The sequence below is a fragment of the Gibbsiella dentisursi genome, assembly GCF_039539505.1.
Taxonomy (GTDB): Bacteria; Pseudomonadota; Gammaproteobacteria; order Enterobacterales; family Enterobacteriaceae; genus Gibbsiella; species Gibbsiella quercinecans.
Genome location: NZ_BAABDG010000002.1, coordinates 748133 through 762859 on the forward strand (window position 1 = coordinate 748133; position 14727 = coordinate 762859).

Sequence of the window (14727 nt, forward strand, 5' to 3'; positions counted from 1 at the left end):
CTCTCCCAACGGGAGAGGGGGCGCACATGCGGCATTGAGCTGCTATTGGCAAACCCAGTGCGGATGGATGCCGATGACATAAATCAGATACGGGTGCCGATGTGTGCACGGAGATCCCCTCTCCCGGCGGGAGAGGGTTAGGGTGAGGGCGAAAGGCGGTTACTTCTGATGCCGTGCGCGCAGGCAGCCGATCACCTTACTTAAATCTAGATCCTGATCCTGCAGCAGCACCAGCAGGTGATAAACCAGATCGGATGCTTCATTCGTCAGCTCTTCACGATCGTGCACCGTCGCCGCCAATGCGGTTTCCACGCCTTCTTTCCCCAATTTTCGCCGTAACCGCTGGATCTTCGCCATATGACTCGGTGTTGTGGTAAAGCCCCTCACCCCGGCCCTCTCCCAATGGGAGAGGGGGTGCACATGCGGCATGGGGCTGCTATTGGCAAACCCAGTGCGGATGGATGCCGATGACATAAATCAGATACGGGTGCCGATGTGTGCACGGAGATCCCCTCTCCCGGCGGGAGAGGGTTAGGGTGAGGGCGAAAAGAGGTTACTTCTGATGGCGCGCGCGCAGGCAGCCGATCACTTTACTTAAATCCAGATCCTGATCCTGCAGCAGCACCAGCAGGTGATAAACCAGATCGGATGCGTCATTCGTCAGTTCTTCACGATCGTGCACCGTCGCTGGCAATGCGGTTTCCTCGCCTTCATCCCCAATTTTCGCCGTAACCGCTGGATCTTCGCCATATGACTCGGTGTTCTGGGCAGATGAGCCCCTCACCCCGGCCCTCTCCCAATGGGAGAGGGGGCGCACATGCGGCATGGGGCACGAGATCCCCTCTCCCGGCGGGAGAGGGTTAGGGTGAGGGCGAAAGGCGGTTACTTCTGATGGCGCGCGCGCAGGCAGCCGATCACCTTACTTAAATCCAGGTCCTGATCCTGCAGCAGCACCAGCAGGTGATAAACCAGATCGGATGCGTCATTCGTCAGTTCTTCACGATCGTGCACCGTCGCCGCCATTGCGGTTTCCAGGCCTTCATCTCCAATTTTCGCCGTAACCGCTGGATCTTCGCTATATGACTCGGTGTTCTGGGCAGATGAGCCCCTCACCCCGGCCCTCTCCCAATGGGAGAGGGGGCGCACATGCGGCATGGGGCACGAGATCCCCTCTCCCGGCGGGAGAGGGTTAGGGTGAGGGCGAAAGGCGATTACTTCTGATGGCGCGCGCGCAGGCAGCCGATCACCTTACTTAAATCCAGGTCCTGATCCTGCAGCAGCACCAGCAGGTGATAAACCAGATCGGATGCTTCATTCGTCAGCTCTTCACGATCGTTCACCGTCGCCGCCAATGCGGTTTCCACGCCTTCTTCACCCACTTTTTGCGCGATGCGCTTGGTGCCGCTGGCATACAGTTTGGCGGTGTAAGAGGTATCCGGGCTGGCGTTTTTGCGCTCGGCAAGCAACTGTTCCAACTGGTACAGGAAACCCCAGTCGCTGGTTGCCGGGTGGAAGCAACTGCTGGTGCCCTGGTGGCAGGTTGGGCCAACCGGGTTTGCCAGCACCAGCAGCGTATCGTTGTCGCAGTCTGGCGTGATGCTCACCACGTTCAGGAAGTTGCCGGAGCTTTCGCCCTTGGTCCACAGGCGTTGTTTGGTGCGTGAGAAGAAGGTCACCTTGCCGCTTTCTTCGGTGGCTGCCAGCGCCGCCGGGTTCATATAGCCCAGCATCAGCACTTCGCCGGATACGGCATGCTGAATGATTGCCGGCATCAGGTTATCCGTTTTTTCCCAGTCCAACTGGGCCTTTTGTTGTTCTGTTAACACACGCGAATCTCCACGCCTTGCTCGGCCAGGAACTTTTTCAGTTCGCCGATATTGATAATTTGTTTATGGAACACCGAAGCCGCCAGCGCGCCATCAACGCCCGCATCGCGGAACGCTTCCAGGAAGTGCTCCATGGTGCCCGCGCCGCCAGAGGCGATCAGCGGCACTTTGCACACGCTGCGTACCTGCTTCAGCTGCTCCAGATCGTAACCGTTACGCACGCCATCCTGGTTCATCATGTTCAGCACGATTTCCCCGGCGCCGCGTTTTTGCACTTCCTGCACCCAGTCCAGCGTTTCCCATTGGGTAACGCGGGTGCGCTGTTCGTCGCCGGTATATTGGTTTACATGGTATTTACCGGTGGCGCTGTCGTGCCAGGTATCGATCCCTACCACGATACATTGTACGCCAAAGCGGTCCGCCAGGCGGCTGATAAGCGTAGGGTCCGCCAGCGCCGGTGAGTTGATGGATATTTTATCGGCGCCAAACGACAGGATCTGGCTGGCGTCTTCGGCGCTTTTAATCCCGCCCGCCACGCAGAACGGAATATCGATCACTTCCGCCACGCGCGAAACCCAGCTTTTATCCACCACCCGGCCGTCGCTGGAAGCGGTGATATCATAGAACACCAGCTCATCCGCGCCTTCTTGCGCATAGCGCTGCGCCAGCGGCACGATGTCGCCGATGATTTCGTGGTTGCGGAACTGCACGCCTTTCACCACTTGGCCGTCTCTGACGTCCAGACACGGGATTATCCGTTTTGCCAGCATGCGATTGCCTCCTCAACGCTAAATTTACCTTCCAGCAGGGCGCGCCCAACGATCACCCCTTCCACACCGCTGCCGCGCAGCGCGGCGATATCATCCAGATTGCCGATGCCGCCAGACGCCTGGAAGGCGATCTGCGGATAACGGCTGCTGATTTCCTGATACAGCGCCACGTTGGAACCGGCCAGGGTGCCGTCGCGGGAAATATCCGTGCACAGCACGTGTTTTAAGCCATACGGCAGGTATTGCTCCACCACCTGTTCCAGCGTGAGATCGGAGTTCTCCTGCCAGCCGCTGATGGCGACGTGCTTGTTGCCGGCGGCGTCAATGCGCACGTCCAGCGCCAGCACCATGGCATCCGCGCCGTAGCGCTCGAACCACCCTTGCACCTGCTGCGGCTGTTTCACGGCGGTGGAACCCACCACCACGCGGCTGGCGCCGGCTTCCAGCAACGCGGCCACATCCTGTTCACTGCGGATACCGCCGCCAACCTGCACCGGCACGTTCACGCCGGCCAGCAGCGTGCGCAACAGCGGGATCTGGCGCGCCGCCGGATCTTTGGCGCCGGTGAGATCCACCAGATGCAGCACTTGCGCACCCTGTTGCTGATAATCCTGCAGACGCAGCAGCGGATCGTTGCCGTAGGCGCGCTGCTGGCCGTAATCGCCCTGATGCAGACGCACCACGTTGCCGTCGATCAAATCCAAAGCGGGAATAATCATGCTGCCTACATCTCCAGAAAGTTTTTCAACAGTTGCGCGCCGGCGGCTCCAGAACGTTCTGGATGAAACTGCACGCCGTAGAAATTGTCTTTTTGCACGGCGGCGGTGAAGGGCTCGCCGTAGTTCGCCTGGGCAATGGTGCTTGAGCATAGGGGCATCGCATAGCTGTGAACGAAATAGAAGTAGGCATCGTCCTCGATGCCGCGGAACAGCGGGTGGCCTGCCTGCGGCGTCACCTGGTTCCACCCCATGTGCGGCAGCGGCAGACCGAAATCGGTCATCAGCTGCACCGGGGTATCGATAATGCCCAGCGTTTTGACGCCGCCATTCTCGTCGCTGCCCGAAGCCAGCAACTGCATGCCCAGGCAGATGCCGAGCACCGGTTGGGTGCTGGCTTTGATCAGCGCAATCAGTTCACGCGCTTCCAACTGATCCATCGCCGCCTGCGCGGTGCCGACGCCCGGCAGGAACAGCTTGTCGGCGCTGAGCACGATTTTCGGATCGCGGCTGATTGTAGGCTGATAGCCCAGCCGCTGTACCGCATAGGTAACGGAAGAGAGATTGGCGCAGCCGGTATCCAGAATCACCACGTTCATCACAGCACTCCTTTCGAACTCGGGAGGGTGTTGCCCTCAACGCGAATCGCCTGACGCAGCGTGCGGCCAAACGCTTTGAACAGGCTTTCCACCCGGTGGTGATCGTTCTTGCCTTTGGTTTTCAGGTGTAGGGTGCAACCCATGGTGTAAGACAGCGAGCTAAAGAAGTGCTCGACCATTTCGGTGCTCAGATCGCCCACGCGTTGGTAGCTGAACTCGGCCTTGTACTCCAGGTGCGGCCGGCCGGAGATATCCATCGCGCAGCGCGCCAGGCATTCGTCCATTGGCAGCACAAAGCCAAAGCGCGCAATGCCGCGTTTATCGCCCAGCGCTTTGTTCAGTGCTTCGCCCAGCGCCAGCGCGGTGTCTTCCACCGTGTGGTGATCGTCGATGTACAGATCGCCGTTCACCTGAATATCCATGCGGAAGCCGCCGTGGGTGGCGATTTGATCCAGCATATGATCAAAGAAGCCAACGCCGGTTTTAATCTTGCTACCGCCTTCGCGATCCAACCAGACGTTAACATCAATCTGGGTTTCCTTGGTGACGCGGTTAACGTGCGCATGGCGATCGCGCTGGGTGAGGCGGCGGGTGATTTCTTTCCAGTCAAAGGTGTCCCGCTGGTACAGCAGCCCTTGGATCCCCATGTTTTCGGCCAGTTGCAGATCGGTTTGACGATCGCCGATCACATAGCTGTTAGCGGCGTTCATCACGCCCGGCTCCAGGTAGCCTTTGACCATCGAGATTTTTGGCTTGCGGCAATCGCAGTTGTCTTCCGGCTTGTGCGGGCAGATCAGGATATTTTCGAAGGTGATCCCCTGGGAAGTGAGGATCTGCATCATCAGGTTGTGCGGCGGATCGAAGGTTTCCTGCGGGAAGCTGGCGGTACCGAGACCATCCTGGTTGGTGATCATCACCAGCGTATAGCCTGCCTTCTGCAGGGCCAGCAACGAAGGGATCACGTCTGGCTCCAGCGCCAGTTTATCCAGGCGATCGACCTGGAAATCTTCGGGTGGCTCAGCAATCAGCGTGCCGTCACGGTCGATAAAGAGAAATTTCTGACTCACATTGGCTCCTGACGAGTTAAGGCTGTGCCGCGCGGCCGGGCAACAGCCATGATATTAAGCGCCCTGAATCACTTCGCGGGCAGGGCATTAAGTGCGTCAACGACGCGCTGACATTCTTCGCGGGTGCCGATGGTGATGCGCAGGCAGCCGTTTAACCCGGGTTGTTTGCTCTGATCGCGCAAGATAATGCCCTGATCCCACAATGCCTTGAACGCATTGCTGGCCGGCGTGAAGCGCGCCAGCAGGTAATTGCTCTCGCTGTCGTAAACCTGTTCAACACAGGCGCAGTTTTGCAACGCTTGTTGCAGCCAGCGGCGGTTGCTGGAAACTTCCGCTACCCGTTGGCGCATAATGGCGATGCCCTCTGGGCTCAGCGCCTGGGCTGCGATATCAGCCACCGGCGTAGAGAGCGGGTAAGGGGCGATCACTTTCAGCAGCAGGGCGATGAGATCCGCATTCGCCAGCGTAAAGCCGCAGCGTAGCCCAGCCAGCGCAAAGGCTTTGGACAGCGTACGCAGCACCGCCAGGTGCGGGTAATCACGCAACCAACTGGCCACGCTCGCCTGCGGGCAGAACTCGATGTACGCCTCGTCAACCGCCACGATCGCTTTGCCTTGCGCCATATCCAACAGCGTGCGCAAATCATCTGGGTTGATCAGGCTGCCGGTGGGGTTGTTCGGGCTGCACACATAAATCACCTTAACCCGATCCAGGCTGTCGGCGATGGCGGCCAGATCCAACTGCCAGTCGGCTCTGGCCGGGATAATGCGCCGCTCAACGCCCAGCGTTTCGGCGCTGACGGTGTACATGCCATAAGTCGGCGGGCAGAACAAAATGGCATCTTTGCCGGGCTCGCAGAAGGCGCGGATCAGCAATTCGATGCTTTCATCGGCGCCGCGGCTGACCAACACCTGCTCTTTTTTAACGCCGGCGTAATCGGCGTAGCGTTCGATCACCTGCGCAGGCTGGCATTCCGGGTAACGGTTCAGCGTCTGCTGGCTAAGCTCGAACGCCGGCGGCAGTGGGTATTCGTTGGCATTCAGCCACACATCGCCGTTGCCGCCCAGACGGCGGGCCGACTGATAAGGGGTAAGCTCGCGCACATTCTGGCGCGCCAGTTGTTCAATGCTCATGCTTGCTCCTTCAGGGCGGCGACGCGTAAGGTCACGGCGTTTTTGTGCGCGATTAACTGTTCGGCGGTGGCCAGAGTTTCGATGGTGGCCGCCAGGCTGCTAAAGCCCTGCGGCGTCAGTTCCTGCACCGTCATGCGTTTTTGGAAGTCCGCCAGCCCCAGGCTGGAATAGGTGGCGGTGTAGCCATAGGTTGGCAACACGTGGTTGGTGCCGGAAGCATAATCGCCTGCGGATTCCGGTGACCAATCCCCCAGGAACACCGAACCGGCGCTGGTGATGCCGTCGACCAGTTCACGGGCGTTGCGGGTTTGGATAATCAGGTGCTCCGGGCCGTACTGGTTGCTGATGGCGACGCATTCCGCCAGATCTTTCGCCACGATCAGGCGGCTGCTGGCCAGCGCCTGGCGCGCGGTTTCGGCGCGCGGCAATGCCGCCAACTGCTGTTCCACGGCACCGGCGACCGCTTGGGCGATAGCCGCGTCCGGGGTGAGCAGGATCACTTGGGAGTCCGGGCCGTGCTCGGCTTGCGAAAGCAAATCTGAAGCTACGAATGCCGGGGTGGCGCCGCTGTCGGCGATCACCAGCACTTCTGAAGGCCCGGCCGGCATGTCGATGGCCGCGCCGTCAAGGCGCTGGCTGATCTGGCGTTTGGCTTCGGTGACGAAGGCGTTGCCCGGGCCGAAGACTTTATCCACGCGCGGCACGGATTCGGTGCCGAAGGCCAGGGCGGCAACCGCCTGTGCGCCGCCGACCTGGAACACTTCCTGCACGCCGCACAGCTTCGCCGCATACAGGATCTCATCGGCGATCGGCGGCGGCGAGCACAGCACCACGCGGCGGCAGCCGGCAATGCGCGCTGGCGTCGCCAGCATCAATACGGTGGAGAACAGCGGCGCGGAGCCGCCGGGAATGTACAGACCGACGGACGCGATCGGGCGGGTAACCTGTTGGCAACGCACGCCCGGCTGGGTTTCCACATCCACCGGCGGCAGAATCTGCGCATTGTGGAAGGTTTCCACATTGGCCACGGCGGTGGCCATCGCCTGCTTGATTTCATCGCCCAGTCGAGCACTAGCCTGTTCAATTTGCTCCGGCGTAACGCGCAGCGTATCCACCGCCGTTTTGTCAAATTTGACGCTGTATTCCCGCAGCGCGTTGTCGCCGTTGGCTTTTACGTTGTCGAGGATCTCGCGCACCGTGCGGGTAATGCTGTCTGAAGCGGAAATCGCTGGGCGCATCAGCAGTGCCGTGCGCTGTTCCGCACTGCATTCTGCCCAATTGACGACGGTATTGAAATTCGACATGGCGTGTTACTCCATCATTTTTTCAATTGGCAATACCAGGATTGAACTGGCGCCCAGGGCCTTCAGGTTTTCCATTGTTTCCCAGAACAGCGTTTCGCTGCTGACCATGTGCATTGCCACGCGGTTTTGCGAACCGGCCAGCGGCAGGATGGTTGGGCGTTCGGCGCCCGGCAGCAGCGAAACGATCTCATCCAGGCGTTCGCTTGGCGCGTGCAACATGATGTATTTGGATTCGCGGGCCTGAATCACGCCCTGGATACGGGTTAACAGTTTATCGATCAGTTGCTGTTTGGCTTCCGGCATTTCACCGTCGCGCTGGATCAGGCAAGCCTTGGAGCGATAAATCACTTCCACTTCGCGCAGGCCGTTGGCTTCCAGCGTTGCGCCGGTAGAAACCAGATCGCAGATGGCGTCGGCCAGGCCGGCACGCGGCGCGACTTCGACCGAACCGTTCAGCAGGCAGGATTTGAAGCGAACGCCTTGTTTATCGAGGTATTGTTTCAGCAGGTGCGGGTAGGAGGTGGCGATGCGGGCGTCTTGCAGGCTTTGCGGGCCGGTGTATTCGCAATCCAGCGGCGCGGCCAGCGACAGGCGGCAACCACCGAAGTCCAGGCGGCGCAGGGTGAAGTAACGTGGGTCTTCGCCCTGTGCCCGGCGATCGAGCAATTCTTCTTCCAGCACGTTTTCACCGATGATGCCCAGATCGACCACGCCATCCATTACCAGGCCGGGAATATCGTCATCACGAACGCGCAGAATATCAATCGGCATGTTTTCCGCAAAGGCGATCAGGCGTTGCTGTTGCAGGTTGATTTTGATCCCGCAACGCGCCAGCAGCTCCTGGGAATCTTCGCTCAGGCGGCCTGACTTCTGCATTGCTATCCGTAAACGTGTTTTGTCCAGCATGGTAACCTCTGTTTAACCTGTAATTTTATGAATTTATTAAAAATAACGCTTAATCTGTCTGTCCGGATCCAAAAAAAAACCCTCGGAAGGAATCTTCCGAGGGCTCTCTCTTGCATTCTGCTCGCCACTGGAAGATCCGTAAACCGTCTTCCAGCACACATCCGCCTGAAAGACTAGTCAGGATGATGGTGATGATGGTGGTTGAACTGAATGCGTGTCATTGTGTTTTCTCTTGAAAATGCCGTACTGACTGAATTGCTAATTAACCTAAACTATACAGGGGGTTTTATGCAACCCTTTTTTGCCCGCATAATTTTAATTTATTGAAACAGTATGAATTAATACCTGAAATAACTGGCGTGGCGGCAGAGCGGGCAATGCCTCAGCGGCTGGTAATAGGCCTGATATATAAGGTGAAGGCTGATTTACCGAACGTTACGTGCCGCAGATTGTATCACCCGCAGGACTGGCGTAGCCTGAAATACATAGGCGCGGCGATCTTCAGGAGAGGAAGATATGAAAAAAGTAGCCATTGTTGGCCTTGGCTGGTTGGGTATGCCGTTGGCGCTGTCGTTGATGGGGCGCGGCTATATGGTGGTCGGCAGTAAAACCACGCCGGACGGCGTTGAAGCAGCACGGATGAGCGGCATTGAATGTTACCGGCTGGAGCTGACGCCGGAACTGATTTGCGATCCGGACGATCTGGAGCAACTGCTGCGCGTCGATGCGTTGGTGATCACGCTGCCGGCGCGGCGCACGGTTGAGGGCAGCGCAGGGTACTTTGAAGCGGTACGGATGCTGGTGGATAGCGCCATGGCCTTTGGCGTGCCGCGCATTATTTTCACCAGTTCTACCTCCGTTTATGGCGAAACCACCGGCACGCTGCGCGAAGATGCGCCATTGCGGCCGAATACGCCTTCCGGCCGGGTGTTGGTTGAACTGGAACGCTGGCTGCATGAGCTGCCGAATACCTCAGTAGATATCCTGCGGCTGGCCGGGCTGGTAGGGGCCGATCGCCACCCGGGGCGCTTCCTGGCGGGCAAGGTGGATGTGAAGGGCGGTTCGCAGGGGGTTAACCTGGTACATCAGGATGATGTGATCGCGGCGATCCAACTGCTGTTGCAGCGGCCGAAAGGCGGCCATGTCTATAACCTGTGCGCCCCGGGCCACCCGGTGAAAAAAATGTTCTATCCGGCGCTGGCGGAGCAACTGCACCTGGAGCCGCCGCGCTTTGCGGATGAGGTGGAACAGGACGGCCGGCTGATCAACGGCAACCGGATTTGTAGCGAACTGGGATTTGAATACCAATATCCCGATCCGGCACGGATGCCGGTGAGCTGAACTTTCGCCCGCGCGCGCAGGCCGCGGGCCACACCCATCCATATCGTGGGCTAAACTGACAGGGACCGTTTTCCACCGCCCTGGAGGCGCCCATGCTTCGTCATTATCTGATTAGCGGACTCTTGTTGATTAGCAGCGGCCTGCTGTACGCGGCGCCGGTCGTCACGCAATTGCAGGATCGGCTTGAACACCCGTGGGCGCTGGCATTCTTACCCGACGAGCAGGGGATATTGATCACCGAGCGGCCAGGGCGGCTGCGGCTATGGCAAGCGGGTAAGGGGCTGTCGCCGCCGATTGCCGGCGTGCCGCAGGTGTATGCCCGTGGGCAAGGGGGGCTGATGGATATCGCGCTGGCGCCGGACTTCGCCAGCAGCCGCCTGGTCTATTTGAGCTTTGCGCAAGCGGCGCCGGGCGGCAAAGCGGGCACCGCGGTTGGCGTGGGGCGCCTGAACGCTGCCAACACGCAGCTGGATGATTTTCGGGTGTTGTTGCGCCAGCAGCCTGCGCTTTCAACCGGCAGCCATTTTGGCTCGCGCTTGGTTTTTGATCGTCAGGGTTACCTGTTCATTACGCTGGGCGAAAATAACCAACGGCTAACGGCGCAGGATCTGGACAAACTGCAGGGGAAGGTGGTGCGCCTGACGGCGACGGGTGCCGTGCCTGCCGATAACCCGTTTGTCGGCCAGGCGGGCAAACGGCCGGAGATTTGGTCCTATGGTCACCGGAATGCGCAGGGGATGGCGCTCAACCCGTGGTCTGGGCAGGTGTGGCTGCACGAGCACGGTCCGCGCGGTGGCGATGAGATCAATATTCCCCAGGCCGGGAAGAACTATGGCTGGCCGCTGGCGACCCACGGCGTTAACTATTCCGGGCTGGCGATCCCGGAAGCCCAGGGCCAACAGGCGCCCGGCACCGAGCCGCCGCTTTACTATTGGCAGGTGTCCCCTGCGGTGAGCGGAATGGCATTCTATAACGCCACGCGCTTTCCGGCCTGGCGGCATTCGCTGTTTATTGGCGCGCTGGCCCATCGTTCGCTGCTGCGCCTGACGCTGGAAGGGGATAAGGTGGTGGCGGAAGAAACCCTGTTGGCCGATCGCGGGCAGCGCATCCGGGATGTGCGCGTGGGGCCGGATGGCTATCTCTACCTGCTGACCGACGAGGAAAACGGCAAACTGCTGCGCGTGGGGGAATCGTAAACCCGGGTTTTGGCCGGCAATCGCGCGTGCGGGCCGCTGCCCCCAGCGCCACCTTGAGCCGGCAAAATCTGTGGGTTAACGTTCCCAGTAGCGGATTTCCCAACCGTGTTGCAACGCCAGCGCGTGCAAATCGCTGTCTGGGTTAATCACCGTGGCGCTGTCGGCGAACGCCAGCAGCGCTTTATCGTTGATCGAGTCGCTATAGCAGTGGCTATGGCCGAAACGCAATTCCGGGTGTTGCGCCTGCCATTGCTGCAGGCGGGTGACCTTGCCCTGCTGATAGGTTGGCGTGCCATAGATGTTGCCGGTAAAGCGCCCATCTTCGATCTCGACGCCAACCGCCAGCGCGCCGTCGGCCCCCAACTGGCTGGCGATCGGCGCCACCAGGTGTTCGCCGCTGGCGGAAACGATCAGAATGTAGTCGCCGCGTTCGCGATGCCATTGCAGGCGTTCACGCGCCGCCGGGTAGACGCGTGGCAGAATGTCGCGATGCACGTAGCGGGCAATCCAACCGGCAACGGTCTGGGCGCTAAGCCCTTCCAGCGGGGCCAGGGTGGCGCGCATATAATCCTCTATCGCCAGCGTCCCCTGATAATAGCGCTGCATCAGTTGCTGTTCCTGCTGCTGCAAGGCTTCAGGCGCAAAGCCCTGGGCCACCAGCCAGCGTAACCACAGGCTGGTGCTGTCATCATCTATCAGGGTTTCATCCAGATCGAACAGGGCTAAATCCATCGGTTTTCTCCGGCTGTCTGTGAATACTCAGCATAGCGGATAACGCTCACCGCCAGCCAGCAAAGATGCTGATTAAACGGCGCTCGGGCCATGATAAAAAAAGCGCATGACAATTCGGCGGCAGTTTATTGACGATTCGCATAACGGGCTGGCCATTTTTCTGCACATGTACAGTTATGTAAAAATGCTGAAAATTGAAGCTAAACCCTGCAAAAATAAGATGAATCTAATAAACTCACTAAAAGGCGTTTCGGGTGCGCTCCTTTCTTTGAGTGCGGCCGCAGGGAGTCTGCGGCACATGCAGGCGCACCGGGCTGCTTTCGCTGGTTGGCTGAAAACGTAAACATGTTTGAAAGTTAACGCTACTTCAATAGGTTGAATGGATACTCTGGCGACGCATGATGAAAAGACACTTTCCCCACTCATTAAAACGGCTGACGTTTGGCGTCGGCGTTCTTTTATTGGCCGTACCCGCCGTGCAGGCTGCAGAGCCGCCGGCCGCGCCGCAGATTGACGCAAAAGCCTTTGTGTTGATGGATTATAACAGCGGCACGATTCTGGCCGAAGGCAACCCTGATTCCCGCCTGGATCCCGCCAGCCTGACCAAAATCATGTCAAGCTATGTCATTGGCCAGGCGGTTAAGGCCGGCAAGATTAAGCCGACCGATATCGTTACCGTGGGCAAAGACGCCTGGGCAACCGGCAACCCGGTGCTGCGCGGTTCCTCTTTGATGTTTATCAAGCCGGGCGATCAGGTGCCGGTGTCTGAATTGAACAAAGGGGTGGTGATACAGTCCGGCAACGACGCCAGCATCGCGCTGGCCGATTATGTGGCCGGCAGCCAGGACGCTTTTGTTGGCCTGATGAACAACTATGCCAACAGCCTGGGGCTGCAGAATACGCATTTTCTGACGGTGCACGGGTTGGACGCGGAAGGGCAATACAGCACGGCGCGCGATATGGCGCTGCTAAGCCAGGCGTTGATCCGCGATGTGCCGGAAGAATATGCGCTGCATAAAGAAAAAGAGTTTACCTTTAACAAGATTCGCCAGGTAAACCGCAACCGCCTGCTGTGGAGCTCCAACCTGAATGTAGACGGTATCAAAACCGGCTATACCAGCGGCGCTGGGCATAACCTGGTAGCTTCCGCCACCGATGGCCCCATGCGTTTAATTTCCGTGGTGTTGGGTGCGCCGAGCGATCGCGTGCGTTTTAGCGAAAGCGAAAAGCTGCTGACCTGGGGCTTCCGTTTTTATGAAACGGTCACGCCGATCAAGGCCGACAAACCTTTTGTGACCCAGCGGGTGTGGTTCGGCGAGACGAGCGAAGCGCCGTTGGGTGTGGCGAAAGATGCGGCGATCACTATCCCGAAAGGGCAGATGAAAAATCTGAAGGCCAGCTACAAGTTGACCCAGCCAACGCTTGAAGCGCCCCTGGCGAAGAACCAGGTGGTCGGCACGATAGATTTTCAACTGGACGGCAAAACGATTGAGCAACGGCCGCTGGTGGTGATGCAGGAAGTGAAAGAAGGCAACTTCTTTAGCCGGATTTGGGACCGCATCATGATGACGGTGACCCAGTGGTTTAGCAGTATCTTTGGCTGATTAACCCTTCTCCCTCACCCTAACCCTCTCCCAGAGGGAGAGGGGACGGTTCGTGCCGGGTTTGGGGAAAGGAGCGCTAATGTTACAGCAAGACTCGGGGGTCTCCCTCTCCCGTTGGGAGAGGGCTGGGGTGAGGGAAAACCCGCCGATCCCCGATAATTGACTAGCTAAACAGGCTATACAGAATGGCCGACATAGCAATCAAGCCGATGGCGACCACAAAAGCGTTACTGATATGCCCGCTGTATTTACGCATGGCCGGCACTTTACGGATCGCGTACATCGGCATCAGGAACAGCAGCATGGCGATGATCGGGCCGCCCAACGTCTCAATCATGCCCAGAATGCTGGGGTTCAACGTGGCGACAGCCCAGGTGGTCACCAGCATAAACACCGCAGTAATGCGGTTGAGCCGATGCGTGCTGATGGTCTTGCCGCGGCTTTTCATCGATTTGGCAATCATGCCGTTAAAACCTTCGCGCGCGCCCAGATAGTGGCCCAGGAAGGATTTAGTAATCGCCACAAAGGCAATAACCGGCGCGATGTATTCAATCATCGGGTTGTGAAAGTGATTGGCGAGGTAAGACAGAATGGAAATGTTTTGCGCTTTGGCTTCGGCCAGCTCCGCCGGCGACAAGCTCAGTACACAACTGAAAACGAAGAACATGACGGTCAGCACCATCATGATGTGTGCATAAGCCAGAATCCGCGTGCATTTTTTTTCTGCCGCCGGGCCGTATTCGTTACGTTTTGCCACGGCAAAAGCGGAAATGATCGGTGAATGGTTGAAGGAAAACACCATCACCGGGATCGCCAGCCACAGGGTCATCAACAGGCCGTGGCCCATCGCGTTGCCGCTGGCGGGCAGCATGGCATCGGTAAAAATAGCGCTGCTCCAGTTGGGAATCAGATACAGCGCCAGCAGCATCAGTACGCCAACAAACGGGAACACCAGGATGCTCATGGTTTTCACAATCGCCTGTTCGCCAAAGCGCACGATGGTCATCAGGCCGGTGATCAGGATCAGCGACAGGATGGCGCGCGGCGGTGCCGTCATGCCCAATTGGTGGGTCATAAAACTGTCGACGGTGTTGGTAATGGCAACGCTGTAAACCAGCAGAATGGGGTAGATCGCAAAGAAGTAGAGCAGGGTAATCAGCTTACCGGCGCTGATGCCAAAGTGCTCTTCCACCACTTCGGTGATGTCTTCACCGGGGTTCTTACCCGACAGCACAAAGCGGCACAGCCCGCGGTGGGCGAAAAAGGTCATTGGGAAAGCAATAATCGCCATAATCACCAATGGGATTAGGCCGCCAATTCCGGCATTGATCGGGAGAAACAGCACGCCGGCGCCGATCGCGGTGCCGTACAGGCCTAACATCCACATGGTATCTGTTTTGCGCCAGGTACTGCTGGATTCCACGGCTGTAGAGGCAATCGTGCCAGTCTGTATGGTGTCCATAGATATCTCCGAAGTGAACACGTTTATTTAACGTTCAAAGCGAAACATAAAATCGAAAACGTAGGCGCCAC

At 58.5% G+C, this 14727-nt stretch carries 16 protein-coding genes, 1 pseudogene and 1 other annotated feature; of the genes and pseudogenes, 3 read left to right on the plus strand and 14 right to left on the minus strand.

Features of this window, described 5'->3' with window-relative positions:
• Nucleotides 1–159: 159 nt before the first annotated feature.
• The 12 genes and pseudogenes from hisE (ABFX35_RS03840) to hisL all read right to left on the minus strand — a co-directional run bounded on the left by hisE (ABFX35_RS03840) (nucleotide 160) and on the right by hisL (nucleotide 8542).
• Nucleotides 160–357 (minus strand): phosphoribosyl-ATP diphosphatase, encoded by a 198-nt coding sequence (hisE, locus tag ABFX35_RS03840; RefSeq protein ID WP_428832160.1) that lies wholly within the window; start codon nucleotides 355–357, stop codon nucleotides 160–162.
• 196 nt (nucleotides 358–553) lie between these two features.
• The gene (gene hisE / locus ABFX35_RS03845) at nucleotides 554–826 is read right to left on the minus strand and encodes a phosphoribosyl-ATP diphosphatase (RefSeq protein ID WP_346079280.1); all 273 of its coding nucleotides are present in this window, start codon (nucleotides 824–826) and stop codon (nucleotides 554–556) included.
• A gap of 56 nt (nucleotides 827–882) precedes the next feature.
• Nucleotides 883–1125 (minus strand): annotated as a pseudogene (hisE, locus tag ABFX35_RS03850) (phosphoribosyl-ATP diphosphatase); the annotation flags it as partial.
• Between the two features lie 86 nt (nucleotides 1126–1211).
• Nucleotides 1212–1826, minus strand: coding sequence for a bifunctional phosphoribosyl-AMP cyclohydrolase/phosphoribosyl-ATP diphosphatase HisIE (gene hisIE / locus ABFX35_RS03855; protein ID WP_346079284.1), 615 nt, complete (start codon nucleotides 1824–1826; stop codon nucleotides 1212–1214).
• On the minus strand, nucleotides 1820–2596 hold the full coding sequence (gene hisF / locus ABFX35_RS03860) for an imidazole glycerol phosphate synthase subunit HisF (RefSeq protein WP_095845180.1): 777 nt from the start codon (nucleotides 2594–2596) through the stop codon (nucleotides 1820–1822). The genes hisIE and hisF overlap by 7 nt, the downstream gene beginning before the upstream one ends.
• Entirely contained in the window at nucleotides 2578–3315 is a 738-nt protein-coding gene (gene hisA, locus ABFX35_RS03865) for a 1-(5-phosphoribosyl)-5-[(5-phosphoribosylamino)methylideneamino]imidazole-4-carboxamide isomerase (protein WP_121525643.1), read from the minus strand. The genes hisF and hisA overlap by 19 nt, the downstream gene beginning before the upstream one ends.
• Nucleotides 3316–3320: 5 nt before the next feature.
• Nucleotides 3321–3911 carry an imidazole glycerol phosphate synthase subunit HisH gene (hisH, locus tag ABFX35_RS03870; RefSeq protein ID WP_095845178.1) on the minus strand — a complete coding sequence of 197 codons (591 nt, stop codon included), beginning with the start codon at nucleotides 3909–3911 and terminating at the stop codon, nucleotides 3321–3323.
• Nucleotides 3911–4978 carry a bifunctional histidinol-phosphatase/imidazoleglycerol-phosphate dehydratase HisB gene (gene hisB, locus ABFX35_RS03875; protein WP_279028114.1) on the minus strand — a complete coding sequence of 356 codons (1068 nt, stop codon included), beginning with the start codon at nucleotides 4976–4978 and terminating at the stop codon, nucleotides 3911–3913. The genes hisH and hisB overlap by 1 nt, the downstream gene beginning before the upstream one ends.
• Before the next feature lie 68 nt (nucleotides 4979–5046).
• On the minus strand, nucleotides 5047–6111 hold the full coding sequence (hisC, locus tag ABFX35_RS03880) for a histidinol-phosphate transaminase (protein ID WP_346079288.1): 1065 nt from the start codon (nucleotides 6109–6111) through the stop codon (nucleotides 5047–5049).
• On the minus strand, nucleotides 6108–7415 hold the full coding sequence (gene hisD, locus ABFX35_RS03885; protein WP_346079290.1) for a histidinol dehydrogenase: 1308 nt from the start codon (nucleotides 7413–7415) through the stop codon (nucleotides 6108–6110). Before hisD ends, hisC begins: the two co-directional genes overlap by 4 nt.
• A 6-nt stretch (nucleotides 7416–7421) precedes the next feature.
• Nucleotides 7422–8321 carry an ATP phosphoribosyltransferase gene (gene hisG / locus ABFX35_RS03890; protein ID WP_279028106.1) on the minus strand — a complete coding sequence of 300 codons (900 nt, stop codon included), beginning with the start codon at nucleotides 8319–8321 and terminating at the stop codon, nucleotides 7422–7424.
• A 70-nt stretch (nucleotides 8322–8391) separates the two neighbouring features.
• Nucleotides 8392–8519 (minus strand) — a sequence feature (His leader region).
• Nucleotides 8495–8542 (minus strand): his operon leader peptide, encoded by a 48-nt coding sequence (gene hisL / locus ABFX35_RS03895; protein ID WP_110605893.1) that lies wholly within the window; start codon nucleotides 8540–8542, stop codon nucleotides 8495–8497. Its footprint overlaps the feature before it by 25 nt.
• A gap of 295 nt (nucleotides 8543–8837) precedes the next feature.
• Here hisL and ABFX35_RS03900 point away from each other — a divergent pair, with 295 nt between their 5' ends.
• Together ABFX35_RS03900 and ABFX35_RS03905 are read left to right on the plus strand one after the other, a co-directional pair.
• Entirely contained in the window at nucleotides 8838–9662 is an 825-nt protein-coding gene (locus ABFX35_RS03900; RefSeq protein WP_346079293.1) for an SDR family oxidoreductase, read from the plus strand.
• 92 nt (nucleotides 9663–9754) lie between these two features.
• Entirely contained in the window at nucleotides 9755–10858 is a 1104-nt protein-coding gene (locus ABFX35_RS03905) for a PQQ-dependent sugar dehydrogenase (RefSeq protein ID WP_346079295.1), read from the plus strand.
• 75 nt (nucleotides 10859–10933) lie between these two features.
• On the opposite strand, the gene ABFX35_RS03910 is transcribed toward ABFX35_RS03905, so the two are convergent.
• Nucleotides 10934–11590 carry an HAD family hydrolase gene (locus ABFX35_RS03910; protein ID WP_279028100.1) on the minus strand — a complete coding sequence of 219 codons (657 nt, stop codon included), beginning with the start codon at nucleotides 11588–11590 and terminating at the stop codon, nucleotides 10934–10936.
• A gap of 398 nt (nucleotides 11591–11988) precedes the next feature.
• On the opposite strand from ABFX35_RS03910, the gene ABFX35_RS03915 reads away from it, so the two are divergent.
• On the plus strand, nucleotides 11989–13194 hold the full coding sequence (locus tag ABFX35_RS03915; protein WP_346079297.1) for a serine hydrolase: 1206 nt from the start codon (nucleotides 11989–11991) through the stop codon (nucleotides 13192–13194).
• 163 nt (nucleotides 13195–13357) lie between these two features.
• Here ABFX35_RS03915 and ABFX35_RS03920 read toward each other — a convergent pair whose 3' ends face one another.
• Nucleotides 13358–14656, minus strand: a complete 1299-nt coding sequence (locus ABFX35_RS03920) for an HAAAP family serine/threonine permease (RefSeq protein WP_346079299.1) — start codon at nucleotides 14654–14656, stop codon at nucleotides 13358–13360.
• Between the last annotated feature and the right edge of the window lie 71 nt (nucleotides 14657–14727).

Coding starts and splice junctions, on each gene's coding strand:
- hisE (WP_428832160.1), bottom strand. CDS start 357: ATGGCGAAGATCCAGCGGTTACGGCGAAAATTGGGGAAAGAAGGCGTG.
- hisE (WP_346079280.1), bottom strand. CDS start 826: ATGCCGCATGTGCGCCCCCTCTCCCATTGGGAGAGGGCCGGGGTGAGG.
- hisF (WP_095845180.1), bottom strand. CDS start 2,596: ATGCTGGCAAAACGGATAATCCCGTGTCTGGACGTCAGAGACGGCCAA.
- hisA (WP_121525643.1), bottom strand. CDS start 3,315: ATGATTATTCCCGCTTTGGATTTGATCGACGGCAACGTGGTGCGTCTG.
- hisH (WP_095845178.1), bottom strand. CDS start 3,911: ATGAACGTGGTGATTCTGGATACCGGCTGCGCCAATCTCTCTTCCGTT.
- hisC (WP_346079288.1), bottom strand. CDS start 6,111: ATGAGCATTGAACAACTGGCGCGCCAGAATGTGCGCGAGCTTACCCCT.
- hisD (WP_346079290.1), bottom strand. CDS start 7,415: ATGTCGAATTTCAATACCGTCGTCAATTGGGCAGAATGCAGTGCGGAA.
- hisG (WP_279028106.1), bottom strand. CDS start 8,321: ATGCTGGACAAAACACGTTTACGGATAGCAATGCAGAAGTCAGGCCGC.
- ABFX35_RS03900 (WP_346079293.1), top strand. CDS start 8,838: ATGAAAAAAGTAGCCATTGTTGGCCTTGGCTGGTTGGGTATGCCGTTG.
- ABFX35_RS03905 (WP_346079295.1), top strand. CDS start 9,755: ATGCTTCGTCATTATCTGATTAGCGGACTCTTGTTGATTAGCAGCGGC.
- ABFX35_RS03910 (WP_279028100.1), bottom strand. CDS start 11,590: ATGGATTTAGCCCTGTTCGATCTGGATGAAACCCTGATAGATGATGAC.
- ABFX35_RS03915 (WP_346079297.1), top strand. CDS start 11,989: ATGATGAAAAGACACTTTCCCCACTCATTAAAACGGCTGACGTTTGGC.
- ABFX35_RS03920 (WP_346079299.1), bottom strand. CDS start 14,656: ATGGACACCATACAGACTGGCACGATTGCCTCTACAGCCGTGGAATCC.